Genomic DNA, 26,304 nt, shown 5'->3' with positions numbered 1-26,304 from the left:
TGTGGCTCGCTGGGGAGTCGAAAAGCTCACGATTTTAGCCGGTTCCCTGCGAGGTGGAATCCTCAGTGTGGTGCGCACGCCAGTGCAGCGCAACCTGAGGCTGCCCGGCGGACGCCACCACCCGCGCATCCAGCCCGAGCCCGGGGACAAACACCAGCTGCTCGCCGCAGAACAGCAGCGGCCCGCCACGCGCTTGTGCAGGCACACCCGCCAGCTGGTACTGCTTCTTGAGCGCACGCGGCGGCGTGCCGGCCGCACGCTGGAATTGCTCGCCACCCGAACGCGGTCGTGCCGTCAACCGCGCCAGTCGATCGAGCGCGACACCGCCCTGCACGACTGGGTCGATGTGCAGGACGCCGCCAAAGGTCGGCAGCGGAACGCACCGCTCGACGCGCAGATCCGGCAAGGCCACAGGGGCCGCCAGCGCGGCCACCGGCATCACCGCACTCCAGCGGAGTACGCCGCGCCACAGGAGCAGTTCACCCACCCCGGCCATCGGCCAGCGGGCGTCGGTGCAGGTCGGCAGTTCCCGCGACAGGCGGTCCAGCCAGCTCGCCCGCGGTGGCTCGCCCACCGTGCGCTGCAGCCACAGGTGCAGCAGGTTGCGCAGCCGCGCGCCACCCAGCGCCACAGCGGTCCGGGCGTCCAGACCGTCCTGCACGGCCACGGCACCCAGATCGATCTCGGCGAGCGCCTGCAGACACTCGGCCGCATCCTGCGCATGGCGGGCGGCATCACCCAGCACCTGGGGCGCTTGCGGGAAGGCCGCCGTCAGCGCCGGCCACAGGTGCAGGCGCAGGCGGTTGCGGGCGTAGCGGGGGTCGGCGTTGCTGTCGTCCTCGATGTGCTGCAGGCCGTGCTGCGCGACATAGGCTTCAATGGCAGCTCGCGGATGCCGCAACCACGGGCGCCGCCAGCAAATGCCATCGCGCCAGACGGACGCAGGCATCGACGCCAGCCCGGCCGCCCCGGCGCCGCGCAGGGCTTGCAGCAGGAAGGTCTCCGCCTGGTCTTCCCGGTGGTGGGCGAGCAGCACGGTGTCACAGCCGGTCGAGCGGGCCATGTCCGCCAGCGCGGCGTAGCGTCCGCTGCGCGCCAGTGCCTCGATGCTGTCACCGGTCTTCGGCAACCGATGCAGATGCAGGTGGCGTGCATGGAACTGCAGATCGGCGCCCTGCCCTCGCCACTGCGCGCACTGCTCGGCGCAATGCGCCAGCCAGTCGTCGGCGTGGCGGCTCAGTCCGTGGTGGACATGGAAGGCGTGGATCGGGTGCGGATGGCCAGTGGCATCGGCCAGCACCTGCGCTGCACGCCAGGTCGCGTGCAGCAGGGCGATCGAGTCGCGCCCGCCGCTGCAGGCCACAGCCAGCGGGCGGGGCGTCACGGGCAGATCGGGCCAGGGATCAGGCCTTGGTGTCGGTGTAGCGGCCGTAGCTGCGCAGGCGGTTGTAGCGGTGGTCCAGCAGTTCCTTGGTCGGCAGATCGACGACCTGGCGCAGCGCGTCATTGAGCGCACGCTTCAGATAGGCGGCCATCTGCTTGTGGTCGCGGTGCGCGCCACCGACCGGCTCGTTGACGATCTTGTCGATCAGGCCGAGGGCTTTCAGGCGGTGCGCGGTGATGCCGAGCGCATCGGCGGCGTCGCTGGCGCGCTCGGCCGTCTTCCACAGGATCGAGGCACAGCCTTCCGGCGAGATGACCGAGTAGACCGAAAACTGCAGCATCAGCACCTGATCGGCCACGCTGATGGCGAGTGCGCCGCCGGAGCCGCCTTCACCGATGATGGTGGTGATGATGGGCACTTCGAGCTGCGCCATCTCGAAGATGTTGCGGCCGATCGCCTCGGACTGGCCGCGCTCTTCCGCACCGATGCCGGGATAGGCGCCGGGGGTGTCGACGAAGGTGAACACCGGCAGACCGAACTTCTCGGCGACCTTCATCAGGCGCAGCGCCTTGCGGTAGCCCTCGGGGCGGGCCATGCCGAAGTTGCGGATGGCGCGTTCCTTGGTGTCACGGCCCTTCTGGTGGCCCAGCACCATGCAGGCACGGCCGTTGAACCGGGCCAGTCCGCCGACGATCGACTTGTCGTCCGCGAACGAGCGGTCACCGTGCAACTCCTGGAAGTCGGTGAAGATCTCGTTGACGTAGTCCAGCGTGTAGGGACGCTGGGCGTGGCGCGCAATCTGCGTGACCTGCCACGGCGACAGGCTGGAGTAGATGTCCTTGGCGAGCTGCTGGCTCTTCTTGGACAGGCGGTCGATCTCTTCGGAGATGTCGACGGCCGACTCGTTTTGCACGTAGCGCAGTTCCTCGATCTTGGTTTCGAGTTCGGCGATCGGTTGCTCGAATTCGAGGAAATGTTTCTTGCTCATATGCATTGATCCTTCTGGGTCAGTACTTAAGTTTAGTACGTGACGGGCAACGGGTCGAGACTTCTCCAGACATACCAGGTCGCCACCGACCGGTACGGCGCCCACGCATCGGCGACTTCGCGGGCCTCCGCACGTGAGACTGGCTCGCCGCTGAAATAGTTCAGGCTGATGCCCTTGATCAGTCCGACATCGTCCAAAGGCAACACATTCGGCCGCATCAGGTAGAAGATCAGGAACATTTCGGCCGTCCAGCGACCCACGCCGCGGATCGCCACCAGCTCGTCGATGATGGCCTCGTCGCCCATGGCGTCCCACTGGAACTGCTGCAGGCCGCCTTCCTCGAAATGCCGGGCGAGGTCACACAGGTACTCGACCTTGCGCGCCGACAGGCCGGCACTGCGCAGCACCGGCTCCGGCAGCGCCAGCACGGCGGCCGGCGTGATCAGATAGCGCGAACCGACGCCAAGTGCCACGAACCGTGTCCAGACCGACTGCGCCGCCTTGACCGAGATCTGCTGGCCGACGATCGAGCGTGCCAGCGTGGTGAAGGCGTCCCCCCGGCTCTGCAGCCGCACGGCGCCGAAGCGCTCGACGAGCTTGTTCATCACCCGGTCGCGGCGCGACAGGTGACCGCAGGCGTCATCCCAGTAAGGCGGCGTGACCAGCAGCGGCTCGCCGCCCTCGTCCACAGGGGTTTGGCTCATGGCGGGAGACTCGGTGGCGGCGGCGGGCGTCAGGCCTGGACCCACGTCGTGCCCTGGGCGCTGTCCTTGAGGACGATACCCTGCGCGGCAAGTTCGGCCCGGATGCGGTCGGCCTCGGCGAAATTGCGCGCGGCCTTGGCCGCGGCACGGGCCGCGATCTGCGCCTGGATGTGGGACTCGTCGATCGCGGCCGTGCCGACACCCGCCTGCAGGAATTGCCGCGGCGCCTGCTGCAGCACGCCCAGCACGCCACCCAGGCGCCACAGCAGCGCGGCAGTCTCGGCCGAGCGGCTGCGGTTGACCTCGCCGGCCAGATCGAACAGCACCGACACGGCGATCGGCGTGTTGAAGTCGTCGTCCATCGCGGCCTTGAAGCGGGCGGCGGCAGGGTGGGTCCAGTCGATCTCGGCGGGCGCCGTGTCGGGGGCCACGGCGTCGAGCGCGGTGTAGAGCCGGCGCAGCGCGCTGCGAGCGTCGTCGAGGCCGGCGTCGCTGAAGTTGAACGGGCTGCGGTAGTGCACGCGCAGCATGAAGAAGCGCAGCGTCTCGCCGTCGTAGGACTTCAGCACGTCGCGGATGGTGAAGAAGTTGCCCAGCGACTTGGACATCTTCTCGTTGTCGACGTTCAGGAAGCCGTTGTGCATCCACGTCCGCACGAAACGCTGGCCGGTGGCGCCTTCGCTCTGGGCAATCTCGTTCTCGTGGTGCGGGAACTGCAGATCCAGCCCGCCGCCGTGGATGTCGAAGGTCTCGCCGAGCAGCGCGCAGCTCATGGCCGAGCACTCGATGTGCCAGCCGGGACGGCCGGGACCATAGGCCGAGGGGTACTTGGCGTCTGCCGGCTCTTCCGGCTTGGCGGATTTCCAGAGCACGAAGTCGAGCGGATCGTCCTTGCCATCGGCCACGGCCACGCGCTCGCCGGCGCGCAGGTCGTCGAGCGACTTGCCCGAGAGCTTGCCGTAGCCGGGGAAGCGGCGCACCGCGTAGTTCACGTCGCCGTTGCCGGACTGATAGGCCAGCCCCTTTTCGTGGAGCAGGCCGATCATCGACAGCATCTGCGGCACGTACTCGGTGGCGCGCGGCTCGTGGGTCGGGCGCTCGATGCCGAGTGCGCCGATGTCGGCGTGCATGGCGGCCGTCATCTCGTCAGTCAGCTGGCGGATGGTGATGCCGCGCTCGACTGCGCGGCGAATGATCTTGTCGTCGATGTCCGTGATGTTGCGCACATAGGTGACCTGCCAGCCACTGGCACGCAGCCAGCGCTGCACGACATCGAAGGCCATCATCATGCGCGCGTGACCGATGTGGCAGAAGTCGTAGATGGTCATGCCGCACACGTACATGCGCACGTGGCCGGGGTCGATGGACTGGAAGTCTTCGAGCGAGCGCGTGAGGCTGTTGTGGATACGCAGGGTCATCGATCGGGTCGCTTGGGGCGCGAAAGCTCAGGTACGGCGGGGCAGTATAGCCCCGGTACCAGCGCAGACACGGCTGGTTCGACCGAGTCCCGAGGGCCGGCACTTGTTCAATATATGCACAATCCGGCCATGATCAAACTCCAGGTGCACCGCCCCCGCTGGCTGCTGGCGGCGTCGCTGACCGCCGGCCTGATGCACTCGGTCGTCGCGGGCGAGCCGGTGGCGCCGGCGGCAGATCCCTTGCGCGAGCAGGCGATGGCGCTGGTCGCACAGCAGCAGGACGCACAGGCGCTCCCCCTCTTCGAGGAGCGCGTGCGGCGCCAGCCCGGCCAGGCGCAGGCGCTGATCGACCTGGGGGTGGTGCTGGCCAGGCTGGGACGCCTGACCGAGGCACGCCAGCGCTTCGACGAGGCCCTGCGCACCAGCAGCATCCATGCGCTGGCACACGACAACCTGCTGCAACTGCAACTCAACATGGCCCGCCACGCCTACGCCGCCGCCCTCCAGTCTGGCGAGACGCCACCGAGCGCAGACACAGGCCTGCAGTGGAGCCCTGCGCCTGCGCCCGCATCGGCGCCACCAACGCCCCTGGGGGCCGTGGCGGCTTCGGCTACCCCCGCACTGGTTGCCGCCCAGAAAACCGATTACGCGGCCTGGTTGCGGCCGCTGCTGGCCTCGCTGGTCCTGCTGGCCCTGGGCGCCACGGCCTGGGCGCTGAACCGGCGGGCCCCGGTCGTGGTCCCGGTCGATGCTCCCGCGTCCACACACTCCCCACCCGCCACGCAAGTGATCCCGGAGCATGAGCGGGCGGTTCCGGAAGAGCGCCTGATCCAGGTCTACCGACTCATCGGGCAGGGACATCTCGCGCGTGCGCTGGAAGCGGCCGAGTCGCTCGTGCGGGACCAGCCGCGTTTCACGCTGGCGCAACTCGTCTACGGTGACCTGCTGCTGGCCCACAGCGGCGTGCTGCGTGGCTTCGGGCGCGGCACGGCGCAGGTGCCCGGCGGCCAGGAACTGCAGATCGCGCCGCTACAGCTGGAGGCCCGCCAGCGCCTCACAGCATGGCAAGAGCCGCCGCCACCCGGCACGGTGCCCCGCGAGCTGTTGCTGCTGCCAGCCTCGGTGCGCCAGGTGGTGGTGGTCGACGGGCTGCGCTCCCGGCTGTTCGTGCTGGAGCACCGGGCCGGACAGCTCGTGCCGACCGCCAGCCTCTACGCCGCCATCGGCCGCCTCGGCGTGGGCAAGCAGGACGAAGGCGACCTGCGCACGCCGCTGGGCGTCTACGACATCACCGGCAAGCTCGACAGCCGGCAGGTAGGCGATTTCTACGGCGCGGGCGCCCTGCCGCTGAGCTATCCGAACGAACACGACCGGCGCCTGCACCGCACCGGCGCCAACATCTGGCTGCACGGCACCCGCGCCGAGCGGCACGCCGACGCGCCCTTCTCCAGCAACGGCTGCGTCGTGCTGTCCAACCCCGACATGGAGCGGCTGATGCACGACCTCGTGCCGCGCCGCACGCCGGTCGTCATCGCCGAGCGCCTGGAATGGGTCCAACCCAAGGTGCTGGCGGAGCGCCGCTCCGCGGCTGTTGCGCTGGTCGAGTCCTGGCGCATGGCCCGCATGCAGCCGGATCCGGGCCGCTTGCTGGCGCTGTATGCGCGCACCTTCGACAACGGCGTGCAGGACCTGGCCGCATGGCGCAGGCAACTCGCGAACGACGCCGCTGAACACGGCGCGAAGGAGCGCCAGCTGGCCGATCTGATGGTGCTCGACGCCCAGAGCGGCGGCGACGCGCTGTTCATCACCTTCCGCGAAGTGCTGCGCGGCAGCGTGCACGGACCGCTGCGCCGCCAGTACTGGGCCCGGGAGCGTGGACAATGGAAGATCTTTTCTGAAGGAGTGTTGGAATGAGTTCATCTCAGCTCGTGCGCGCTGCGGCGGCCCTGGCCCTCGGTCTGGCCCTCAGCGGTGGCGCCAGCGCCGAGAAGGTGCGTCTGGTCACCTCGATGGGCGACATCGTGGTCGATCTGGATGCCGCCAAGGCCCCCAAGTCGGTGGCCAACTTCGTCGAGTACGTCAAGGCCGGCCACTACGACGGCACCGTGTTTCACCGCGTGATCAGCAACTTCATGGTCCAGGGCGGCGGCATGGACCCGACGATGAAGGAAAAACCGGTTCGCGCCCCGATCCCGCTGGAAAGCCGCAATGGTCTGAGCAACACCCGTGGCACGCTGGCCATGGCCCGCACCATGGTCCCGGATTCGGCGACCTCGCAGTTCTTCATCAACGTGAAGGACAATCCCTTCCTCGACCAGCCCAACTCGCAGGACGGGAACGGCTATGCGGTGTTCGGCCGTGTGGTCGAAGGCATGGACGTGGTCGACAAGATCCGTGCCGTGCCCACCGGCACCGTCGGACGCAATCAGAACGTCCCGCTGGAGCCGGTCCTCATCAAGAAAGCCTCTCTGGAGAAATAACCATGGCAGCCCCCCAAGTCGATCTGCACACCACCCACGGCACCATCCGCATCGAACTCGATGACGCGAAAGCCCCGCTGTCGGCCGCCAACTTCCTCAGCTACGTCAAGAGCGGCCACTACGACGGCACCGTCTTCCACCGCGTCATCAAGGGCTTCATGGTCCAGGGCGGCGGCATGGAAGCCGGTCTGAAGCAGAAGCCCACGCAAGGCGAGATCAAGAACGAAGCCAACAACGGCGTGAAGAACGAGAAGTACACGCTGGCCATGGCGCGCACCAACGCGCCGCACTCGGCCACGTCGCAGTTCTTCATCAACGTCGCCAAGAACGACTTCCTGAACTTCACCGCCGAGAACGCCTCCGGCTGGGGCTACGCCGTGTTCGGCCGCGTGGTCGACGGCACCGCCGTGGTCGACCAGATCGAGAAGGTCCGCACCGGCAAGCGTGGTTTCCACGACGACGTGCCGGTCGAGGACGTGGTCATCACCCGCGCCGTGGTCGTGGAGTGAGCCTGACGGTGCCGGTCCGTGTGCTCCGGGCTGCGCCGCAGTGGCGCTGCGTGGAGTGCATCTCCGACCTGCACCTCAGTCCGGCCACGCCGCGCACCGCCGCGGCGCTGGCCGACTACCTGCACCACACCGACGCCGACGCCGTCCTGGTGCTCGGTGACCTGTTCGAGGTCTGGGTCGGTGACGATGTGCTGGACGACGCGGACAGCTTCGAGACCCGCGTGCTGCGCCAGTTCGCCGACTGCGCCCGCCACCGCACGGTGGCGATGATGGTCGGCAACCGCGATTTCCTGCTCGGCCCGCGTGCCGCCGCACTGGCCGGCTGGCAGGTGCTGGACGAGGTCTGCGTGCTGGAGGCCTTCGGGCGCCGCACGGTGCTGGTCCACGGCGATGCGCAGTGCCTCGCCGATGTGGACTACCAGCGTTTTCGCCTGCAGGCCCGCAATCCGGCCTGGCAGCACCAATTCCTCGCCGAGACACTGGAACGCCGCCGCGCCTTCGCCCGCGGCCTGCGCGACAGCAGCGAACAGCGCAAGCGCACGCTGGGCATGGCGGCCTACCCCGATCTGGACCGGGACGCCATGCGCGCGCTGCTGCGCCAGCACGGTGCCACGACGCTGGTCCACGGCCACACCCACCGCCCCGGCGACGAAGCACTGGGCGACGGTCTGGTGCGCCATGTGCTGACCGACTGGGACCTGGACCACGACCCGGCCGCGCCGCGCGCCGAGGTCCTGCGCCTCACAGCGGACGGGGTGGAGCGTCGGCGCCTGCCGCTGCCATGCTGAAGCGCTGGCTGGATGCCTGGCGCGAGCGGCGCGCACAGCGGGTCCTTGAACGCCGGGCGATACCGGACGAACTGTGGCTGGAGACGCTGCGGGCCTATCCCTTCCTGAAGCGGCGCCCGCTGCCGGATCTGCTGCACCTGCGCGCACTGGCGACCCTGTTTCTGAACGAGAAGGAATTCAGCACCGCGGGTGGGCTGGAACTCACCGACGCGATGGCGGTGGCCGTGGCGGCGCAGGCCTGCGTGCCCGTGTTGCACCTGCCCGGCGGGCTGACGCTGTACGACGGTTTCGTCGGCATCGTGCTGCACCCACAGGAAGTCGTCGTGCAGCGCCAGTGGAGCGACGACGCCGGCGTCGTGCACAGCGGCGACGAGGTGCTGGCCGGCGAGGCGATGGAGGGCGGCCCGGTCATGCTGTCGTGGCAGGACGTGCAGATGGCCGGCGAGATCGACCGGTCCGAGGACGGCTACAACGTCGTCATCCACGAGTTTGTCCACGTGCTCGACATGCGCCATGGCGGGGTCGATGGTGTCCCCACCCTGCCGGACCGGACGGTGCGCGCGCAATGGCTGGAGGTGATGGCGCGCGCACTGGCCCGGCACACCGCAGAGGTGGACGCTGAACAACCGACCTGGCTCGATCCCTATGCCGCGCAGGGCCCGGAAGAATTCTTTCCGGTCACGGCCGAAGCCTTCTTCGTGGCACCAGACGGCCTGCAGGCCGAATTCCCCGAGGTCTACGCGCTGCTGCGCACGTACTTCGGACAGGACCCGATCCGCTTCCAGCGCTGATCTGCGCGCATCACGCAGCGACAGCGCATGAAAAAAGGGCCCGCAGGCCCTTTCGGTCGATTCAGTCGATCCGGTCGAAACCGTGGCGGCTCACGCCGTCGCCGACTCCGCCTTCGGTTTGTCGCTCTTGTTGCGCGGCTCGATGTCGAGCTGCACTTCGCCCGCCTCGTTCACGTCCACCGTCAGCCGGCCACCGTCCGTCAGGCTGCCGAACAGCAGCTCGTCGGCCAGCGCGCGGCGGATCGTGTCCTGGATCAGGCGCTGCATCGGACGTGCGCCCATCAGCGGATCGAAGCCCTTCTTGCCCAAGTGCTTGCGCAGCGCGTCGGTGAAGGTGACCTCCACCTTCTTCTCGCTGAGCTGACCTTCGAGCTGCAGCAGGAACTTGTCCACCACGCGCAGGATGATGTCCTCGTCCAGCGACCGGAAGCTGACGATCGAGTCCAGCCGGTTGCGGAACTCGGGCGTGAACATGCGCTTCAGATCGCCCATCTCGTCGCCGACTTCGCGGGAGTTGGTGAACCCGATGGTCGACTTCTGCAGATTCTCGGCGCCCGCATTCGTCGTCATGATGATGATGACGTTGCGGAAGTCGGCCTTGCGCCCGTTGTTGTCGGTCAGCGTGCCGTGGTCCATGACCTGCAGCAGCACATTGAAGACGTCCGGGTGGGCCTTCTCGATTTCGTCCAGCAGCAGCACGCAATGCGGCTTCTTGGTGACCGCCTCGGTGAGCAGACCACCCTGGTCGAAGCCGACATAGCCCGGAGGCGCGCCGATCAGGCGGCTGACGGCGTGGCGCTCCATGTACTCGGACATGTCGAAGCGCAGCAGGTCGATGCCGAGGATGTAGGCCATCTGCTTGGCCACCTCGGTCTTGCCCACGCCGGTCGGGCCACTGAACAGGAAGGCACCAATCGGCTTGTCCGGCTTGCCCAGACCCGAACGCGCCATCTTGATCGCGCCGGCCAGCGCGTCGATCGCGGCGTCCTGGCCGAACACGACGCTCTTCAGGTCGCGGTCGAGCGTCTTGAGCTTGCTGCGGTCGTCGGTGGTGACGCTGGCGGGCGGGATGCGCGCGATCTTGGCGACGATGTCCTCGACTTCGATGCGGGTGATGCGCTTCTTCTGCTTGTTCTTGGGCAGGATGCGCTGCGCAGCCCCCACCTCGTCGATCACGTCGATCGCCTTGTCGGGCAGGTGGCGGTCGTTGATGTACTTGGCGGACAGCTCGGCCGCGGCCTGCAGCGCACCCACGTCGTACTTGACGCCGTGGTGCTCCTCGAAGCGCGACTTCAGACCCTTGAGGATCTCCACCGTCTGCTCGACGGTCGGCTCGGCCACATCGACCTTCTGGAAGCGGCGGGACAGGGCGGCGTCCTTCTCGAAGATGCCGCGGTACTCGGTGAACGTCGTGGCACCGATGCACTTGATCTGGCCGGAACTCAGCGCTGGCTTGAGCAGGTTGCTGGCGTCCAGCGTGCCACCGGAGGCCGCACCGGCGCCGATCAGCGTGTGGATCTCGTCGATGAACAGCACCGCGTGCGGGTGTTCCTTGAGCTGCTTGAGCACGCCCTTCAGGCGCTGCTCGAAGTCGCCGCGGTACTTGGTGCCGGCCAGCAGCGCGCCCATGTCGAGCGAGTAGACCGTCGATTCGGCCAGCACGTCCGGCACTTCGCCCTGCGTGATGCGCCAAGCCAGGCCTTCGGCGATCGCCGTCTTGCCCACGCCAGCCTCGCCGACCAGCAGCGGGTTGTTCTTGCGCCGGCGACACAGGATCTGGATGACCCGCTCGACCTCGTGCTCGCGGCCGATCAGCGGATCGATGCGGCCATCGCGCGCCGCCTGGTTCAGGTTCTGGGTGTACTGCTCCAGCGGCGAGCCCTTGCCACCGTCGCCCTCGTCCTTTTCACCGTCGGAGGCCGAAGGACCGGACTCGCCCGGCGCCTTGGTCGGCTCGGGCGGATCGGACTTGCGGATGCCGTGCGCGATGAAGTTCACCACGTCCAGACGGGTCACGCCCTGCTGGTGCAGGTAGTAGACCGCGTGCGAATCCTTCTCGCCGAAGATCGCCACCAGCACATTGGCGCCGGTGACTTCCTTCTTGCCGTTGCCCGTGGACTGCACGTGCATGATCGCCCGCTGGATCACGCGCTGGAACCCGAGCGTGGGCTGCGTGTCCACCTCGTCGGAGCCGCCCACCGTGGGCGTGTTCTCCTTGATGAACTGCGTCAGGCTCTTGCGCAGATCTTCGAGGTTGGCTGCACAGGCGCGCAGGACTTCGGACGCCGAAGGGTTGTCCAGCAGGGCGAGCAGCAGGTGCTCGACCGTGATGAACTCATGCCGCTGCTGGCGCGCCTCGACAAACGCCATGTGCAGACTGACTTCCAACTCTTGCGCAATCATGCGACCTCCATAACGCACTGGAGCGGGTGTGCCGCTCGTCGTGCCGCTGCCAGAACCAATTCGACCTTTGTCGCTGCGACATCACGGGTATACACCCCGCAGACCGCCCTTCCCTCATGGTGGATCTTCAGCATGATGAGGGTGGCGGCGTCGATGCCGTGATGGAAGTGCTCTTGCAGCACCATGACCACGAACTCCATCGGTGTGTAATCGTCGTTGAGCATCACGACTTGATAGGCGCGTGGTGGTTCAACTCTCTGTTGCTGGCGTTCTTCGACGACAGCGCCCTGACCGTCGGCAGGCGGGGTGGGGGATTTCGGAATTTCCGGCGTGTTGCTGGCCATGGATGCATTCTATCGGTCGCTCGGACTCCGCGTGCCGCCGGGGTCAAGCCGGTGCGGATCGAAAGGGTTCCACGTGGATGCGTGCGCCCCCAACAGCATCACGACAAAGGCCGTGACAGCGCCCTCGGATTCTTGACAGCTTTTCTAACGATCCCCAGAATCTTGACAAAATTATTGGGATTTTCGTTGGGAAACTGGAGAACAAAACGATGGCTATTGGCATGGTCAAATGGTTTAACGATGTGAAGGGTTTCGGATTCATCGAACCCGAAGGCGGAGGGGAAGACGTGTTCGCACATTTTTCGGCCATCCAGATGGACGGATTCCGCACCCTCAAGCAAGGCTCGCAGGTGCGCTACGAACTGGTCGACGGCCCCAAGGGCAAGCTCGCGCAGAACATCTGCGCGGTGCAGCCCGACTCACCACGGACGGCGCCCCAGGCTCAAGCCGACAACGCCGACGCCTGAGATACCCCCGAACGCCCATGAAAAAAGCCCGCGCAAGCGGGCTTTTTGCTTCGAACCACCCGCAATGCAGGCGTTTCACATGTGGTCGATCATCACCTGACCGAAGCCCGAGCACGACACCTGGGTCGCGTCGTCCATCAGGCGGGCGAAGTCGTAGGTGACCTTGCGGGAAGCGATGGACCGCTCCATCGACGCCAGGATCAGATCCGCCGCCTCGGTCCAGCCCATGTGGCGCAGCATCATCTCGGCCGACAGGATCTCGGAGCCGGGGTTGACGTAGTCCTTGCCGGCGTACTTCGGCGCGGTGCCGTGGGTCGCCTCGAAGCAGGCCACCGAGTCCGACAGGTTGGCGCCCGGGGCGATGCCGATGCCGCCGACCTGCGCGGCCAGCGCGTCGGAGATGTAGTCGCCGTTGAGGTTCAGCGTGGCGATCACCGAGTACTCGGACGGGCGCAGCAGGATCTGCTGCAGGAAGGCATCGGCGATCGAGTCCTTGACGGTGATGTCCTTGCCCGTCTTCGGATTCCTGAACTTGCACCACGGGCCGCCATCGATCGGCTCGGCGCCGAACTCCTTCTGCGCCAGCGCGTAGGCCCAGTCCCGGAAGCCCCCTTCGGTGTACTTCATGATGTTGCCCTTGTGCACGATGGTGACGCTGGGCTTGTCGTTGTCGACGGCGTACTGCAGCGCCTTGCGCATCAGGCGCTCGGTGCCTTCCCGCGAGACCGGCTTGATGCCGATGCCCGAGGTGTTCGGGAAACGGATCTTGGTGACGCCCATCTCGTCCTGCAGGAACTTGATCAGCTTCTTCGCCTTGTCCGACTCGGCCGCGTACTCGATGCCGGCGTAGATGTCTTCCGAGTTCTCGCGGAAGATGACCATGTCGATCTTGTGCGGCTCCTTCACCGGCGAGGGCACGCCCTTGAAGTACTGCACCGGGCGCAGGCAGACGTAGAGGTCGAGTTCCTGGCGCAGCGCGACGTTCAGCGAACGGATGCCGCCGCCGACTGGCGTGGTCAGCGGGCCCTTGATCGAGACCACGTACTCGCGCAGCACTTCCAGCGTCTCGGCCGGCAGCCACACGTCCGGACCGTAGACGCGGGTGGCTTTCTCACCGGCGTAGATTTCCATCCAGTGGATCTTGCGCTCGCCGCCATAGGCCTTGGCGACCGCGGCATCCACCACCTTGATCATCACCGGGGTGATGTCGAAGCCGGTGCCGTCGCCTTCGATGAACGGGATGATCGGCTGGTTCGGGACGTTCAGCGAGAAGTCCGCGTTGACGGTGATCTTCTGTCCGTCGGCAGGCACCGTGATGTGCTCGTACATGGTTCTGTCTCCGTGATGCGGTGGGTGAACTTGTTCTGTTCGGGGTCGAAAATGATTCTATGTCAGGCACACCAGGCGGCCAGGGTATCGGTCCAGAGCGCATGCCCGAACGACCAGCCCACCAGCACCACGATGGTCGCGCCCGCCATGCGCAGCGACAGCGACGCCGGCGACACCCCGCCACGGCCCCCCGCGGAACGCAGCGCAGCCGGCACCCAGCGCAGCCAGAGCGCCGGACCCACGACCAGACCCAGCGCACTCGTGGTCGCAAAGACGGCCATCACGGTGGCGCCCTCGAGCGGCGTGGACGCCACCGACGCCATCAGCAGCGCCGCGTGCAGCAGGCCGCAAGGCAAGGCGGGCCAGAGCAGGCCCCAGGCGGCGGCCTGCACTTCGCCCGGCATCCGGATGCGGGCTGTGCCATCGGGCAATGCGGGACGGCCACGCTGCTCCAGCCAGGCGGCCAGACTCTCGGGCAGCGCGCCTTTCAGCAGCATCCACAGCCCCAGCAGCAGCAGGAAGACCTGGAGCCCGGTCCAGACCGGCCGCAACCAGCCCGCCGACGTGCCCAACCAGCGCAAGCCGCCCACGAACGCAGCGGCCAGCGCCCCTGCCACGGCATACGCCACCAGCCGCCCCACCAGCATGCCGGCCACGGCGCGCGCCGGCCGATCCGGCTTGCAGCGCCGCGCCACGGCCGCACAGCCCGCACCGCACATCGCCGCGCAATGCGGTGTGCCGGCCAAGCCCATCAATGCCGCGGTCAGCAGCAACGCACCTGTCATCCGATTGCCTCGATCCGCCTCAGATCACCTTGGAAAACCGCTCCCGGCTGCGGTCGGCCCGCAGGTGCCGGTCGAACACCATCGCCACCGAGCGCACGAAGTACCAACCCAGCGGCGTGACCTCCAGCCCGTCCTCGTGGAGCGTGACGAGGCCGTCGCGCGCCAGGTCCTGCAGCGATTCCAGTTCCGGCGCGAAGTACTGCCGCACGTCGATCAGGTGCGCCAGCGCCACCGATTCGTAGCTCAGCCGCCCGTGGCACATGATGGACATGATCACCGCCCGCCGCACCAGATCATCGCGCGTCAGCGCCAGCCCGCGCACCACCGGCAGCGCATCGCCCTTGAGCAGGTCGTAGTACTCATCCAGCGTCTTGGCGTTCTGGCTGTAGGTGGCCCCCACCCGCGAGATGGCCGACACCCCCAGGCCGATCAGGTCACAGTCCGGCTGGGTGCTGTAGCCCTGGAAATTGCGGTGCAGCCGCCCCTGGCGCTTGGCCTGCGCGAGCGCGTCCTCGGGCAGCGCGAAGTGGTCCATGCCGATGTACTGGTAGCCATGGCTGACAAAACCGGCCAGCGCCTGCGCCAGCATCCCGACCCGGTCCGCCCCGCTGGGCAGCTCGGCGTTCACGATGCGCCGCTGCGGCTTGAAGCGCGTCGGCAGGTGGGCGTAGCCGTACATCGCGATGCGGTCCGGCCGCAGCAGCGCGACCTGGCGCACCGTGCGCTCGAAACTCTCGGGCGTCTGGCGCGGCAGGCCGTAGATCAGGTCGACGTTGATCGACTCGAAGCCCAGCTCCCGCGCGTCGCGCATCAGCGCCTCGACCTGCGCATGCGGCTGCACCCGGTGGACAGCCTGCTGCACCGCCGGGTCGAAGTCCTGCACGCCGAAGGAGACACGGTTGAAGCCGAGGTCTTTCAGCAGTGCCAGCCGGTCACGGGTGACGGTGCGCGGATCGATCTCGATGGAGTGCTCGCCCTGGGGCAGCAGCCGCACGCGGGAGGCAATCATGCCCACCACATGGCGGAGTTCGTCGTCATCCAGATAGGTCGGCGTGCCGCCGCCAAAGTGCAGCTGGGACACCTGCGGCGCTTCGCCGAGCGCCTGGCAGACCAGGTCCAGCTCGTGTTCCAGCGCCTTCAGGTAGGCGGCCACGCGGCTGTGGTCGCGCGTGACGATCTTGTTGCAGGCGCAGTAGTAGCAGACCGACTCGCAGAAAGGCACGTGCACATAGATCGACATCGGTGCGCCCGCACCGCCCACACCGCCCAGATCCCCCCGCTGCGCCAGCGCCTGCGCGCAATGTCCGGCGGTGAACGCCTCGACGAAGCGGTCCGCGGTGGGATAGGAGGTGTAGCGCGGCCCCGGCACATCCATGCGCGCCAGCAGGGCGTCGGTCAGTTCCGGCGCAGCCGCTGCCAGGCCCGGCACACCAGATTCGGCCGATGTGTCAGTGCGGCCACGGGAAAGTGTCGTATGTTCCATCCCACGCACTGTGCCGCCACGGCGCCCGCCAGCCTTGACGCAGCTCAAGTGTGCTGCACGGCGGATGCACAAGAATCAACCAAGCTTGATCAACCGGGTTTGCAACATGCACGAAACGTCTACCACTCCCCGCCTGGACGCCCTCAAGGTCGCCTGCTCGGCCTGCAACCTGCGCGAGTTGTGCCTGCCCGTGGGGCTGTCGGACGAGGAGCTGACCTCGCTGGACAACATGATCGGCACCCGCCGGGCCGTGCGCCGCGGTGAAAGCCTGTTCCACGCCGGCGAGACCTTCGCTGCGCTGTACGCGGTCCGCACCGGCTTCTTCAAGACCATCGTGTCCGCCTCGGACGGCCGCGAACAGGTCACGGGCTTCCAGATGGCCGGCGAGCTGCTCGGCCTGGACGGCATCAGCACCGACCGCCACTCCTGCGACGCCATCGCGCTGGAAGACTCGCAGGTCTGCATGATTCCCTATGGCCAGCTGGAGACGCTCTCGCGCGAATTCACGCTGCTGCAGCACCAGTTCCACAAGATCATGAGCCGCGAGATCGTGCGCGACCACGGCGTGATGCTGCTGCTCGGGAGCATGCGGGCGGAGGAGCGTCTGGCGGCCTTCCTGCTGAACCTGACCCAGCGGCTGCAAGCGCGGGGCTTTTCCGCCTCTGCACTGGTGCTGCGCATGACCCGCGAGGAAATCGGCAGCTACCTGGGCCTGAAGCTTGAAACGGTCAGCCGCACCTTCTCGAAGTTCCAGGACGACGGTCTGCTGGAAGTCAAGCAGCGCGACATCCGCATCCTCGACCAGGCAGCCCTGCAACAGGTCGTCAACGCGGCCAACTGCTGAGCGCTGAACAGCCCGTCCCGGACCGCCGCCCGGCGCTCCTTCAGGAACGGGCGCCGCCTGTTCGGTCCGGCTCGGCCAGCATCATCTGCGTGAGGGCACTGCCCAGCGCGACCGCCACCCAGAAGGCAAAGAAGCCCAAGGTGTAGACCAGCATGCGGTTGGCCTCCAGCACCGGTCCGTCCGGCCAGTGCAGCGCGCCAGGGTCGACCAGCGAAAACACCAGCACTTCAAGCACGCCCGCCATCAGGAACGCGGGCCACACCACTGCTGCAAGACGGCGCATCGGCCCCGACATCGGCGGCACCACATCCGCTGGCTCACCCGCCTCGAACCGCTCGACCTCGTCGTCTGCGATCGGTAGCGGCTTGGCGGGATTCACTTGACGCCCCCGGTGGCGGCATGGTTGCGACCTTGCATGGCCGGCAGGTGCGCGGCGCCGGACCGGGCCGAGGACGCCGTGTCCAGCACCGGATCGGGATTCTGGATCGCCAGCGCGAGGGTGATGAAGCTGGCCACGACGACGATCAGCGGACCGCCAATCACCAGCCACACCATCTTGTATTTCCACCAGGGCATCGTGTCCTTGCCGAAGGGGGTCGTGTCGCTTGTCGTCATGCAGGAACTCCTGGATCAATTCAGTCGGATGGGTCAGCGGGGCACGATGAAGGTCGATTTTTCCCGGACGACCGCCGGTGCAGCCTGGTCGTCCAGCCGCTCGACATCGAAGTGGATCTCGTGCGAGCCCGGGCCGGCCTGGGCCGCGGCCTCGAAACTGGCCTGCACCGACACCGTCACCCACTGGGCCTCTGCCGGCCCAACCTCGATCTTGGCATTCTGGTCCACCTTCAGGCCCGGCAGACCGCTGGCGGTGATGCGGAAGCGCTGCGTCTGCTCGGTGGCGTTCATGATCTGCAGACGGTAGACATTCTCGATGTTGCCCTCGTCGACGATGCGGGCCAGCGATGCCCGGTCGCGCACCACATCGACCCGGAACGGATCCCGCAGCCACAGGCTGGCGCCCACGGCACCGACGATCAGCACCAGGATCGCCGTGTAGATCAGCACCCTGGGTCGGAAGGCGCGGCGCCACATCTGGGCCCGCGTGAGGTGCTGCTGCAGGCTGTGCTGCGTGGCGTAGCGGATCAGGCCGGGCGCGTAGCCCATCTTGTCCATGATGTTGTCGCAGGCGTCGATACAGGCCGAGCAGCCGATGCACTCGTACTGCAGGCCGTCGCGGATGTCGATGCCGGTCGGGCAGACCTGCACGCACACGCCGCAGTCCACACAGTCGCCCAGGCCCTTGGACTTGGGATCGACCTTCTTGCCACGCGCGCCACGCGGGTCACCGCGTTCGGCGTCGTAGCTGATGATGAGCGTGTCCTTGTCGAACATGGCGCTCTGGAAGCGCGCGTAGGGGCACATGTACTTGCACACCTGCTCGCGCATGAAACCGGCATTGCCGTAAGTGGCGAACGCATAGAACAGCACCCAGAACCACTCCCACGGACCCAGGCCCAGCGAGAGCACCGAGGCGCCGAGCGAGCGGATCGGGGTGAAGTAGCCGACGAAGGTGAAGCCGGTCCACAGTGCGAACAGGATCCATACCAGCTGCTTGCCACCCTTGCGCAGGATCTTGTCGCCGTTCCAGGGCGCAGCGTCCAGTCGCATGCGCTGGGCGCGGTCGCCCTCGAAACGGTGTTCAAACCACAGGAAGATCTCGGTGTAGACCGTCTGCGGACAGGCATAGCCGCACCACAGCCGCCCTGCCACCGCCGTGAACAGGAACAGCGCGTACGCCGAGATGATCAGCAGACCCGTCAGGTAAATGAAGTCCTGTGGGTAGAGCACCAGCCCGCCGATGTAGAACCGACGGGTGAGCAAGTCGAACAGCACCGCCTGGCGGTCGTTCCACTGCAGCCACGGCGTGGCGTAGAACACGATCTGGGTGATCCAGACCAGCGCCCAGCGCCAGTTGGAGAAGAAGCCCTGCACCGCACGCGGGTAGATCTTCTTGGTCTTCTGGTACAGGGAGACCGTTTTCGCGGCCTCCTGTGCAGTCGTCGGGGTGTCGGTGCGGCTTTCCATGGCCAATTTTCGGACGGATGCCGACGCTAGACCTTGATCCTGGTCACTGCGGAGCGACCAGCGCCGTCTGCTTGTCGCCCTTGTTGGACAGGCTCCAGACATAGGCGGCCAGCACCTTGGTCTGCTCAGGCGACAGGCGCGTGGCGTGCTGCGGCATCACATTGGTCTTGCCACCGTTGATGATCGAGATCACCGCCGCTTCGCCCCAGCCATGCAGCCAGATCTTGTCGGTCAGGTTGGGCGCACCCATGGCCTGCAGACCCTTGCCATCAGCACCGTGGCACGCGGCACACGCACCGAACTTGCTCTTGCCGAGTTGCGCGGCAATCGCGTTGTGGGCACTGCCCGACAGGCTCAGCACGTAGTTGGCGACGTTCTTGACGTCCTCCGGTGTGCCGACCGCGGCGGCCATCGGCGGCATCATGCCCTGGCGGCCTTCGGCGATGGTCTTGGCGATGTAGTCCACGCCTGTGCCGCCGAGCCAATCCTTGTCCGTCAGGTTGGGGAAGCTCTTGCTGCCCCGCGCGTCCGAGCCGTGGCAACCGGCGCAGTTGTTGACGAACAGCCGCTCGCCGATGCCCATGGCCTGCTTGTCGGCCGCCAGCGCTTCCGGCGTCATGGCCATGAAACGCTCGTACAGCGGCGCCATGGCCTGACGCGCCTTGGCATGCTCGGCCTCCAGTTGGCCGGCCGAAGACCAGTTCAGCGTGCCCTTCGCGGTGCCCAGACCCGGGTAGAGCGCCAGGTAGATGGCCGCGAAGACGATGGTCAGGATGAACAGACCCATCCACCAGCGCGGCAGCGGGTTGTTCATCTCGCGCAGGTCGACGTCCCAGGTGTGGCCGGTCGAATTGTCGTCGGCCATCACGGTGCGCTTGCTGGCCACCGCGAGGATGAAGACGCAGAAGGCGAGCCCGCCCACGGTGATCGCGATCACGTACCACGACCAGAAGCTCGAAGTGAAGTCACTCATGGGTGCCTCCGTTGGATGCGTTGGATGTCTTGTTGTCGTCGTCCAGGAACGGAAGCGCGGCGGCCTCGTCGAACGCGGAACGGTTGCGGCTGGAATAGGCCCAGGCAGCAATGCCCAGGAACAGCAGGAAGAAGCCCACAGTCACGAAACTGCGCAGGTCATTGACGATGTCCATGGCCTGCCCCGCTCACTTGGCCACGGCCTTGCCTGCGGTGCCGAGCACCTGCAGGTAGGCGATGACGGCGTCCATCTCGGTCTTGCCCTTGACCTCGTCGGCGGCCTTGGCGATCTCGTCATCGCTGTAGGGCACGCCAACCTTGCGCAGCGCGGCCATGTTGGCGCCGATGCCAGCATTGGCCGTGGCGGTTTCCAGCCAAGGATAGGCGGGCATGTTGGACTCGGGCACCAGGTCACGCGGGTTGGTCAGGTGCACGCGGTGCCACTGGTCGCTGTACTTGCCGCCGACGCGGTGCAGGTCAGGGCCGGTGCGCTTCGAGCCCCACTGGAAGGGGTGGTCGTAGACGAACTCGCCGGCCTTGGAGGTGTCGCCGTAGCGCAGCGTCTCGGCGCGGAAGGGGCGGATCATCTGCGAGTGGCAGTTGTAGCAGCCCTCGCGCAGATAGATGTCCCGTCCGGCGAGCTGCAGCGCGGTGTAGGGCTTGAGGCCCTCGACCGGCTGGGTCGTGGAGGTCTGGAAGAACAGGGGGACGATCTCGACCAGGCCACCGAAGAGGATGGTGACCAGGGTCAGGACGATCATCAGGAAGTTGCTGGTCTCGATCTTCTCGTGACCAGACACGGGGCGGTTAGCGTTTGCCATGGTGTGTGGTTCCGGTTCAGGCGTGGGCGACGACAGCCGGGATGGCAACGGGTTCCATCTTGCCGACCTGGATGGTCTTCACCACGTTCCAGGCCATGATGAACATGCCCGACAGGTACATCACGCCGCCGCCGAGGCGGATGACGTAGAACGGATAGGTGGCCTTGACGCTCTCGACGAAGCTGTAGACCAGCGTGCCGTCCGGGTTCGTGGCGCGCCACATCAGGCCCTGCATCACGCCGGCAATCCACATCGCGGCGATGTACAGCACGATGCCGATGGTGGCGATCCAGAAGTGCAGCTCCATCGCGCGGATGCTGTACATCTGCTTGCGGCCGAACATGCGCGGGATCAGGTGGTACAGCGAGCCGATCGACACCAGACCGACCCAGCCGAGGGCGCCGGAGTGCACGTGGCCGACGGTCCAGTCGGTGTAGTGCGACAGCGCGTTCACGGTCTTGATGGACATCATCGGACCTTCGAAGGTCGACATGCCATAGAACGACAGCGAAACGATCAGGAACTTCAGGATCGGGTCGTCACGCAGTTTGTGCCACGCGCCCGACAGGGTCATGATGCCGTTGATCATGCCGCCCCAGCTCGGTGCGAGCAGGACCAGCGAGAAGATCATGCCGACCGACTGCGTCCAGTCCGGCAGCGCGGTGTAGTGCAGGTGGTGCGGACCCGCCCACATGTACGTGAAGATCAGCGCCCAGAAGTGGACGATCGACAGACGGTACGAGTAGACCGGGCGGCCAGCCTGCTTCGGGATGTAGTAATACATCATCCCCAGGAAGCCTGCGGTCAGGAAGAAGCCCACCGCGTTGTGGCCGTACCACCACTGCACCATCGCGTCCTGCACGCCAGCGTAGGCCGAGTAGGACTTGGTCAGGCTCACCGGGATGGCGGCCGAGTTGACGATGTGCAGCAGCGCCACGGCGATGATGAAGGCGCCGAAGAACCAGTTGCCCACATAGATGTGGCTGACCTTGCGGATGCCGACGGTGCCGAAGAACACCACCGCGTAGCTGACCCACACGACCGCGATCAGCAGGTCGATCGGCCACTCCAGCTCGGCGTATTCCTTGCCTTGCGTGAAGCCCAGCGGCAGCGAGACCGCGGCGGCCAGGATGACCAGCTGCCAGCCCCAGAACGTGAACTGGGCCAGCGCCGGTGCGAACAGGCGGGTCTGGCAGGTGCGCTGCACCACGTGGTAGCTGGTCGCAAACAGCGCGCAGCCACCGAACGCGAAGATCACCGCATTGGTGTGCAGCGGTCGCAGGCGGCCGTAGCTGAGCCACGCGATGCCGTCCGTCAGTTCAGGGAATGCCAGCTGGGCCGCGATCACGACCCCGACCAGCATCCCCACAATGCCCCAGACCACCGCGGCGAGGGCAAATAGCCTCACGACCGAATCGGTGTAGACGGGGCCAGCCGTCTGTGTGTTGATTGCCATTGGTTGTTCTCCTAGGAAACTCTCTCGATCCTCGGGCTGGATTCTTCGGTAGCCGGGATCTGACTGGATTGATCGGCATCAAGCTCGTCACGGTCCGCACGCAAGATGCGCTCGCCCTCGCGCTCGATGTCGTCGAACTGGCCACTTTTCAGGGCCCAGGCGAAGACCGCGATGATCAGGAAAACGAGGACCACCGACAGCGGGATCAACAGGAACAGGATGTCCATGGTTCAGGCCTTGTCCGCCTTGGGGGATGCAGGGCGCCGGGTCAGCCGCAGCGCGTTGAGGACGACGACCAGCGAACTCAGCGCCATGCCGATGCCCGCCAGCCAGGGTGGCAACCAGCCCACCAGCGCCAGCGGCACCGAGGCCGCGTTGTAGAACAGCGCCCAGCGCAGGTTCTGTCGCACGATCGCCACAGTGCGGCGCGCGGTGTCGAGCAGGACGGGCAGATCCTCGATGCGGTCCGACAACACGATCACGTCGGCGCGGGCCTGGGCGAGTGCTGCGGCAGTGCCCAGAGCGATCGAGACATCGGCGCGGGCGAGCACCGGCGCGTCGTTGATGCCGTCGCCGACCATCGCCACGACACGGCCCGCAGCCTGCAGCGCCTCGACGCCCGCGAGCTTGTCCTGCGGCGTGCAGCGGGCGCGGGCATCGCTGATGCCGAGTCGGCTGGCCATGGCCTCGACGCTGGCGGTCTGGTCGCCGGAGAACAGGTGCAGCGCCAGACCGGCCTGGGCCAGACCGGCGGCCCCGCGCACGGCGTCCGGGCGCAGCACCTCGTCGAACTCGAAGCGGCACACCGGCTGCCAGGCGCCACCCTGCTCCAGCGCGAGCCAGACTGCGGGCCGGGCTGGCAATCCGTCGCTCTCGGCCACGCCGCACCAGCCGGGTCCACCCAGCCGGATGCCGCACCGCTGGCCTGCGATCTGCGCGGTGGCCTCCAGTCCCTGGCCGGGCTGCTCGCGCACGGCGTCCAGCGCGGCGGAAGCGTCGTCGGCCTGCGCGTCGGTCAGCGCCAGCGCGCGAGACAGCGGGTGCAGCGACTGCCGTGCCAGCACCGCCGCCAGCGTCTGCAGGCCAGCGTCCGTCAGGCCCGGCACCGGCTGTAGCACGGTGGTCTGCGCCAGCGCCAGCCGGTCCTCGGTCACGGTGCCGGTCTTGTCGAAGACGACGTCCTGCACGCGGGTCAGGATCTCCAGCGCATCCAGTCGCTGCACCAGGATGCCGCGCCGCGCCAGCTCGCCGGCCGACGCCAGCAAGGCCACCGGCGCCCCCAGCGACAGCGCACACGGGCAGGTCACGATCAGCACCGACACGGCGACCCAGAGCGCGCGGCTCGGGTCGATGAACATCCAGGTGCCCCAGGCGGCAGCGGCCAGCACCAGCACGGCCCACAGGAACGGTGCGGCGATGCGGTCGGTGGCGAGGATGAAGGCCGGCCGCTCGGTCAGCGCCCGCTCGACCAGCGCCACGATGCGCTGGTAACGCGTCTGCGCGCCGAGCTGCAGCACCTGCATCACCACTGGCGCGCTCAGGTTGATACAGCCCGCCGACACCTCGTCGCCCACCGCCCGGTCCACCGGCCGCGACTCGCCGGACAGCATGGCCTCGTCGACCAGCGTGCGGCCCTCGACCACGCGGCCATCGGCGGCGAAGGCCTGCCCGGCATGCACCCGCACCCGGTCACCGACGACCAGGGACGAGGCCGGCACCAGCGTGCCCTGCCCTTGCGCATCTAGTCGCTCCACCGCGTCCGGCAGGCGGCGCATCACGCCGTCGAGCGACTGCGCGGCGCGCTGCCGGGCGCGGGATTCGAGCACCCGCGCGCCGAACAGGAAGCTGACAAACATGGTCAGCGAGTCGAAATACACCTCCGAGCCGAAAGGCCCGCGGGCGTCGAAGGTGGCCGCCGAGCTGGCGATGAAGGTGACGCCGATGCCCAGTGCCACCGGCAGGTCCATGCTGATCCGGCCCTCGCGCAGGCCGCGCCAGGCACCGCTGAAGAACGGCCCCGCGGCGAACACCATCACCGGCAGCGTCAGCACCCAGCTGGCCCAGCGCAGCAGCTGCACCATGTCGGGCGTGATGTCGCCGACCTTGGCCACGTAGGCCGGGGTCGCGTACATCATCACCTGCATCATGCAGAACGCCGCCACGAACAGCCGCCAGATCGACTGCCGCGTCTCGCGGGTCGCCAGCGCCACGGCCTGCGCGCCGGTGTCGGGAAAGGCGCCATACCCGGCGCGGCGCACCGCCTCGATCAGCGTGGAAATCTGCGTGCGCCGGGGATCCCAGGTCACGACCGCCCGCTGAGCCGCGCCGCTGACCTCGGCAACACGCACGCCGTCGACCCGGCCCAGCGCATCCTCGATCAGCCCGGCGCAGGCGGCACAGTGCAGGCCGCTCAGCAGCAGGCGCGACTGCCCCAGCTCGCCGCCCTGCCCGTCGTCGATCCACTGGGTGAAGGCGGTCTGTTGCTGGGGGTCATTGACGGCGGCGGCCTGGGTGGGGCTGAGGGCGGGGGCAGGTGACGACATGGATGCGCTATTCTTGAAGTTCAACACCCCACCCAACATGATCCACATCAAGTTCAATCGGTTGACCCGCGGCTTTACACAGGCGGTACTGGCCGCGCTGGCCATGGTGTCGCTCGGCGCCCACGCCCAGGCCGGCCCGCAGAAGCTGCCCACCACCCAGCTCACCGCCGGCATGCACCTGATCCGCGCCGAGGTCGCCGACGACGAGAACGAGCGCGAGATCGGCCTGATGCACCGCCCGAGCATGGCCACCAGCGACGGCATGGTCTTCGTGTTCCAGCAGCCCGGCGTGCAGTGTTTCTGGATGCGCAACACGCTGATTCCGCTGTCGGCCGCCTTCATCGACGACACCGGCACCATCGTCAACATCGAGGACATGAAGCCGCAGACCGACGACTCGCACTGCTCGAAGAAGCCGGTGCGCTTCGTGCTGGAGATGAACAAGGGGTGGTTCGACAAGCGGGGCCTGAAGGCGGGCAGCGTGATCGGCGGCGCGGTGTTCAAGCCGGCTGTGGCCAAGTGAACGCGAACCGGCCCGCGATGTGAACCGCAACCTCTGGCTGCTGGCCGCCGCACAAGGCCTGTTCCTCACCAACAACGTCGCCTTCATCGCGATCAACGGGCTGGTCGGGCTCGCCCTGGCGCCGCTGGGCTGGATGGCGACGCTGCCGGTGATGGGCTATGTGCTCGGCGGGGCGATGTCCACCTCGCTGGTGGCGCGCACGCAGGCCCGGTTCGGCCGCAAGACCTCGTTCCAGATGGGCGCGTTGGTCGCGCTGCTGTCGGCGCTGGCCTGCGCGTGGGCGGCGGTGGGGCGGCACTTCGAGCTGCTGTGCCTGGCCACGGTGGTGGCGGGTTACTTCAACGCCAATGCGCAGCTCTACCGCTTCGCCGCCGCCGAACTGGCGGGTAGCACTGTGCCGGAAAAGGCGGTGTCGATGGTGATGGCCGGCGGCCTGCTCGGCGCGATTGCCGGGCCGAACCTGGCGGCGCAGACCCGCGAGTGGATGGCGGTGCCGTTCGCGGGGGCCTATGTGGCGCTGGCCGGGGTGGCGCTGCTGTCGATGCTGGTGCTGGCCGCGATCGACTTTCCACCGCCACCCGCGAAGAAGTCCGCCACGGGTGGACGCCCCCTGAGCGAGATCGTGCGCCAGCCGGTCTTCATCGTCGCCGCGCTGTGCAGTTCGCTCGGCTACGGGGTCATGAACCTGCTGATGGCGTCCACGCCGATCGCGATGGACCAGTGCGGCCTTCCCTTCTCCGACACCGCGCTGGTGCTGGAGTGGCACGTCATCGGCATGTTCGCGCCGGGCTTCTTCACCGGGCAGCTGATCAAGCGCTTCGGGGTGATGCGGATCATGGCCGTCGGCGTGGCGCTGAATGCGCTGTGCATCGCCGTGGCGCTGACCGGCGTGGACCTGCACCGCTTCCTGATCGCCCTCTTCTTGCTCGGCGTGGGCTGGAACTTCCTGTTCACGGGGGCGACGACGCTGTCGCTGCAGGCCTATGCGCCCGAGGAAAAGGACCGGGCGCAGGGGGCGCTGAACTTCTGCGTGTTTGCGGTGCTGGCGGTCAGCTCGTTTGCGTCGGGGTTGCTGGTGACGACGCAGGGGTGGGGGTTGCTCAATGTGGGGTCGCTGGTGCCGGTGGCGATGACGGCGGGGGCGCTGGTGTGGATGGGGCGGCAGCGGGCCTGAACATCCATCACAC

The 26,304-nt window shown here is 67.3% G+C and carries 27 protein-coding genes; 9 read left to right on the top strand and 18 right to left on the bottom strand.

Going from position 1 to position 26,304, the window contains the following annotated elements; translation table 11 throughout:
• Positions 1-34: 34 nt before the first annotated feature.
• From tilS to cysS, 4 genes are read right to left on the bottom strand one after another with little or no spacing between them, the layout of a single operon-like run.
• On the bottom strand, positions 35-1,384 hold the full coding sequence (tilS, locus tag AABN02_RS02110; RefSeq protein ID WP_338413271.1) for a tRNA lysidine(34) synthetase TilS: 1,350 nt from the start codon (positions 1,382-1,384) through the stop codon (positions 35-37).
• 19 nt (positions 1,385-1,403) lie between these two features.
• Positions 1,404-2,372: an acetyl-CoA carboxylase carboxyltransferase subunit alpha gene (locus AABN02_RS02105; protein ID WP_338413270.1), complete on the bottom strand. Its 969-nt coding sequence runs from the start codon at positions 2,370-2,372 to the stop codon at positions 1,404-1,406.
• A gap of 32 nt (positions 2,373-2,404) precedes the next feature.
• The gene (locus AABN02_RS02100) at positions 2,405-3,076 is read right to left on the bottom strand and encodes a DNA-3-methyladenine glycosylase (protein ID WP_338413269.1); all 672 of its coding nucleotides are present in this window, start codon (positions 3,074-3,076) and stop codon (positions 2,405-2,407) included.
• Positions 3,077-3,105: 29 nt separating this feature from the next.
• Positions 3,106-4,494: a cysteine--tRNA ligase gene (cysS, locus tag AABN02_RS02095; protein WP_338413268.1), complete on the bottom strand. Its 1,389-nt coding sequence runs from the start codon at positions 4,492-4,494 to the stop codon at positions 3,106-3,108.
• A gap of 129 nt (positions 4,495-4,623) precedes the next feature.
• Between cysS and AABN02_RS02090 the strand changes: the two genes are divergently transcribed.
• Genes AABN02_RS02090 through AABN02_RS02070 form a run of 5 tightly spaced genes read left to right on the top strand, consistent with a single transcriptional unit; the run spans position 4,624 to position 9,062 of the window.
• A complete protein-coding gene (locus AABN02_RS02090) occupies positions 4,624-6,408 on the top strand; it encodes a L,D-transpeptidase family protein (RefSeq protein ID WP_338413267.1) in 1,785 nt (594 codons plus the stop codon).
• Positions 6,405-6,974 carry a peptidylprolyl isomerase gene (locus AABN02_RS02085; RefSeq protein WP_338413266.1) on the top strand — a complete coding sequence of 190 codons (570 nt, stop codon included), beginning with the start codon at positions 6,405-6,407 and terminating at the stop codon, positions 6,972-6,974. Before AABN02_RS02090 ends, AABN02_RS02085 begins: the two co-directional genes overlap by 4 nt.
• A gap of 2 nt (positions 6,975-6,976) precedes the next feature.
• The gene (locus AABN02_RS02080; protein ID WP_338413265.1) at positions 6,977-7,483 is read left to right on the top strand and encodes a peptidylprolyl isomerase; all 507 of its coding nucleotides are present in this window, start codon (positions 6,977-6,979) and stop codon (positions 7,481-7,483) included.
• Positions 7,480-8,271, top strand: a complete 792-nt coding sequence (locus AABN02_RS02075) for a UDP-2,3-diacylglucosamine diphosphatase (protein ID WP_338413264.1) — start codon at positions 7,480-7,482, stop codon at positions 8,269-8,271. The genes AABN02_RS02080 and AABN02_RS02075 overlap by 4 nt, the downstream gene beginning before the upstream one ends.
• Complete coding sequence (locus AABN02_RS02070) at positions 8,265-9,062, top strand: M90 family metallopeptidase (RefSeq protein ID WP_338413263.1); 798 nt, start codon at positions 8,265-8,267, stop codon at positions 9,060-9,062. Before AABN02_RS02075 ends, AABN02_RS02070 begins: the two co-directional genes overlap by 7 nt.
• Positions 9,063-9,152: 90 nt before the next feature.
• On the opposite strand, the gene clpA is transcribed toward AABN02_RS02070, so the two are convergent.
• Both clpA and clpS read right to left on the bottom strand, forming a co-directional pair.
• Positions 9,153-11,465 (bottom strand): ATP-dependent Clp protease ATP-binding subunit ClpA, encoded by a 2,313-nt coding sequence (clpA, locus tag AABN02_RS02065; RefSeq protein ID WP_338413262.1) that lies wholly within the window; start codon positions 11,463-11,465, stop codon positions 9,153-9,155.
• Positions 11,462-11,809 (bottom strand): ATP-dependent Clp protease adapter ClpS, encoded by a 348-nt coding sequence (clpS, locus tag AABN02_RS02060; RefSeq protein WP_338413261.1) that lies wholly within the window; start codon positions 11,807-11,809, stop codon positions 11,462-11,464. Before clpS ends, clpA begins: the two co-directional genes overlap by 4 nt.
• A 209-nt stretch (positions 11,810-12,018) precedes the next feature.
• On the opposite strand from clpS, the gene AABN02_RS02055 reads away from it, so the two are divergent.
• The gene (locus tag AABN02_RS02055; RefSeq protein WP_338413260.1) at positions 12,019-12,276 is read left to right on the top strand and encodes a cold shock domain-containing protein; all 258 of its coding nucleotides are present in this window, start codon (positions 12,019-12,021) and stop codon (positions 12,274-12,276) included.
• A gap of 75 nt (positions 12,277-12,351) precedes the next feature.
• Here AABN02_RS02055 and icd read toward each other — a convergent pair whose 3' ends face one another.
• From icd to hemN, 3 genes are all read right to left on the bottom strand, one after another.
• The gene (gene icd, locus AABN02_RS02050; RefSeq protein WP_338413259.1) at positions 12,352-13,605 is read right to left on the bottom strand and encodes an NADP-dependent isocitrate dehydrogenase; all 1,254 of its coding nucleotides are present in this window, start codon (positions 13,603-13,605) and stop codon (positions 12,352-12,354) included.
• Between the two features lie 62 nt (positions 13,606-13,667).
• The gene (locus tag AABN02_RS02045) at positions 13,668-14,390 is read right to left on the bottom strand and encodes a sulfite exporter TauE/SafE family protein (RefSeq protein WP_338413258.1); all 723 of its coding nucleotides are present in this window, start codon (positions 14,388-14,390) and stop codon (positions 13,668-13,670) included.
• A gap of 19 nt (positions 14,391-14,409) precedes the next feature.
• On the bottom strand, positions 14,410-15,873 hold the full coding sequence (gene hemN / locus AABN02_RS02040) for an oxygen-independent coproporphyrinogen III oxidase (RefSeq protein WP_338413257.1): 1,464 nt from the start codon (positions 15,871-15,873) through the stop codon (positions 14,410-14,412).
• Between the two features lie 106 nt (positions 15,874-15,979).
• Between hemN and fnr the strand changes: the two genes are divergently transcribed.
• The gene (gene fnr / locus AABN02_RS02035) at positions 15,980-16,717 is read left to right on the top strand and encodes a fumarate/nitrate reduction transcriptional regulator Fnr (protein WP_338413256.1); all 738 of its coding nucleotides are present in this window, start codon (positions 15,980-15,982) and stop codon (positions 16,715-16,717) included.
• A 40-nt stretch (positions 16,718-16,757) separates the two neighbouring features.
• On the opposite strand, the gene AABN02_RS02030 is transcribed toward fnr, so the two are convergent.
• Genes AABN02_RS02030 through AABN02_RS01990 form a run of 9 tightly spaced genes read right to left on the bottom strand, consistent with a single transcriptional unit; the run spans position 16,758 to position 24,594 of the window.
• Positions 16,758-17,096, bottom strand: coding sequence for a hypothetical protein (locus tag AABN02_RS02030; protein WP_338413255.1), 339 nt, complete (start codon positions 17,094-17,096; stop codon positions 16,758-16,760).
• On the bottom strand, positions 17,093-17,332 hold the full coding sequence (locus AABN02_RS02025; RefSeq protein ID WP_338413254.1) for a hypothetical protein: 240 nt from the start codon (positions 17,330-17,332) through the stop codon (positions 17,093-17,095). Before AABN02_RS02025 ends, AABN02_RS02030 begins: the two co-directional genes overlap by 4 nt.
• A gap of 33 nt (positions 17,333-17,365) precedes the next feature.
• A complete protein-coding gene (ccoG, locus tag AABN02_RS02020; protein WP_338413253.1) occupies positions 17,366-18,802 on the bottom strand; it encodes a cytochrome c oxidase accessory protein CcoG in 1,437 nt (478 codons plus the stop codon).
• A gap of 43 nt (positions 18,803-18,845) precedes the next feature.
• Entirely contained in the window at positions 18,846-19,775 is a 930-nt protein-coding gene (gene ccoP, locus AABN02_RS02015; RefSeq protein WP_338413252.1) for a cytochrome-c oxidase, cbb3-type subunit III, read from the bottom strand.
• On the bottom strand, positions 19,768-19,950 hold the full coding sequence (locus AABN02_RS02010) for a cbb3-type cytochrome c oxidase subunit 3 (RefSeq protein ID WP_338413251.1): 183 nt from the start codon (positions 19,948-19,950) through the stop codon (positions 19,768-19,770). The genes ccoP and AABN02_RS02010 overlap by 8 nt, the downstream gene beginning before the upstream one ends.
• Positions 19,951-19,962: 12 nt before the next feature.
• Positions 19,963-20,595: a cytochrome-c oxidase, cbb3-type subunit II gene (ccoO, locus tag AABN02_RS02005; RefSeq protein ID WP_338413250.1), complete on the bottom strand. Its 633-nt coding sequence runs from the start codon at positions 20,593-20,595 to the stop codon at positions 19,963-19,965.
• 16 nt (positions 20,596-20,611) lie between these two features.
• Positions 20,612-22,051 (bottom strand): cytochrome-c oxidase, cbb3-type subunit I, encoded by a 1,440-nt coding sequence (gene ccoN / locus AABN02_RS02000; protein ID WP_338413249.1) that lies wholly within the window; start codon positions 22,049-22,051, stop codon positions 20,612-20,614.
• Positions 22,052-22,062: 11 nt separating this feature from the next.
• Positions 22,063-22,278, bottom strand: a complete 216-nt coding sequence (ccoS, locus tag AABN02_RS01995; protein WP_338413248.1) for a cbb3-type cytochrome oxidase assembly protein CcoS — start codon at positions 22,276-22,278, stop codon at positions 22,063-22,065.
• Positions 22,279-22,281: 3 nt separating this feature from the next.
• The gene (locus AABN02_RS01990; RefSeq protein ID WP_338413247.1) at positions 22,282-24,594 is read right to left on the bottom strand and encodes a cation-translocating P-type ATPase; all 2,313 of its coding nucleotides are present in this window, start codon (positions 24,592-24,594) and stop codon (positions 22,282-22,284) included.
• A 103-nt stretch (positions 24,595-24,697) separates the two neighbouring features.
• Here AABN02_RS01990 and AABN02_RS01985 point away from each other — a divergent pair, with 103 nt between their 5' ends.
• Both AABN02_RS01985 and AABN02_RS01980 read left to right on the top strand, forming a co-directional pair.
• Entirely contained in the window at positions 24,698-25,117 is a 420-nt protein-coding gene (locus AABN02_RS01985) for a DUF192 domain-containing protein (protein WP_338413321.1), read from the top strand.
• A gap of 19 nt (positions 25,118-25,136) precedes the next feature.
• Positions 25,137-26,291 carry an MFS transporter gene (locus AABN02_RS01980; protein WP_338413246.1) on the top strand — a complete coding sequence of 385 codons (1,155 nt, stop codon included), beginning with the start codon at positions 25,137-25,139 and terminating at the stop codon, positions 26,289-26,291.
• Positions 26,292-26,304 lie beyond the last annotated feature (13 nt).

The organism is uncultured Sphaerotilus sp. (genome assembly GCF_963924895.1).
In the GTDB taxonomy this organism is placed as follows: domain Bacteria; phylum Pseudomonadota; class Gammaproteobacteria; order Burkholderiales; family Burkholderiaceae_C; genus Sphaerotilus.
This window is presented reverse-complemented; position numbering and strand designations above follow the sequence as displayed.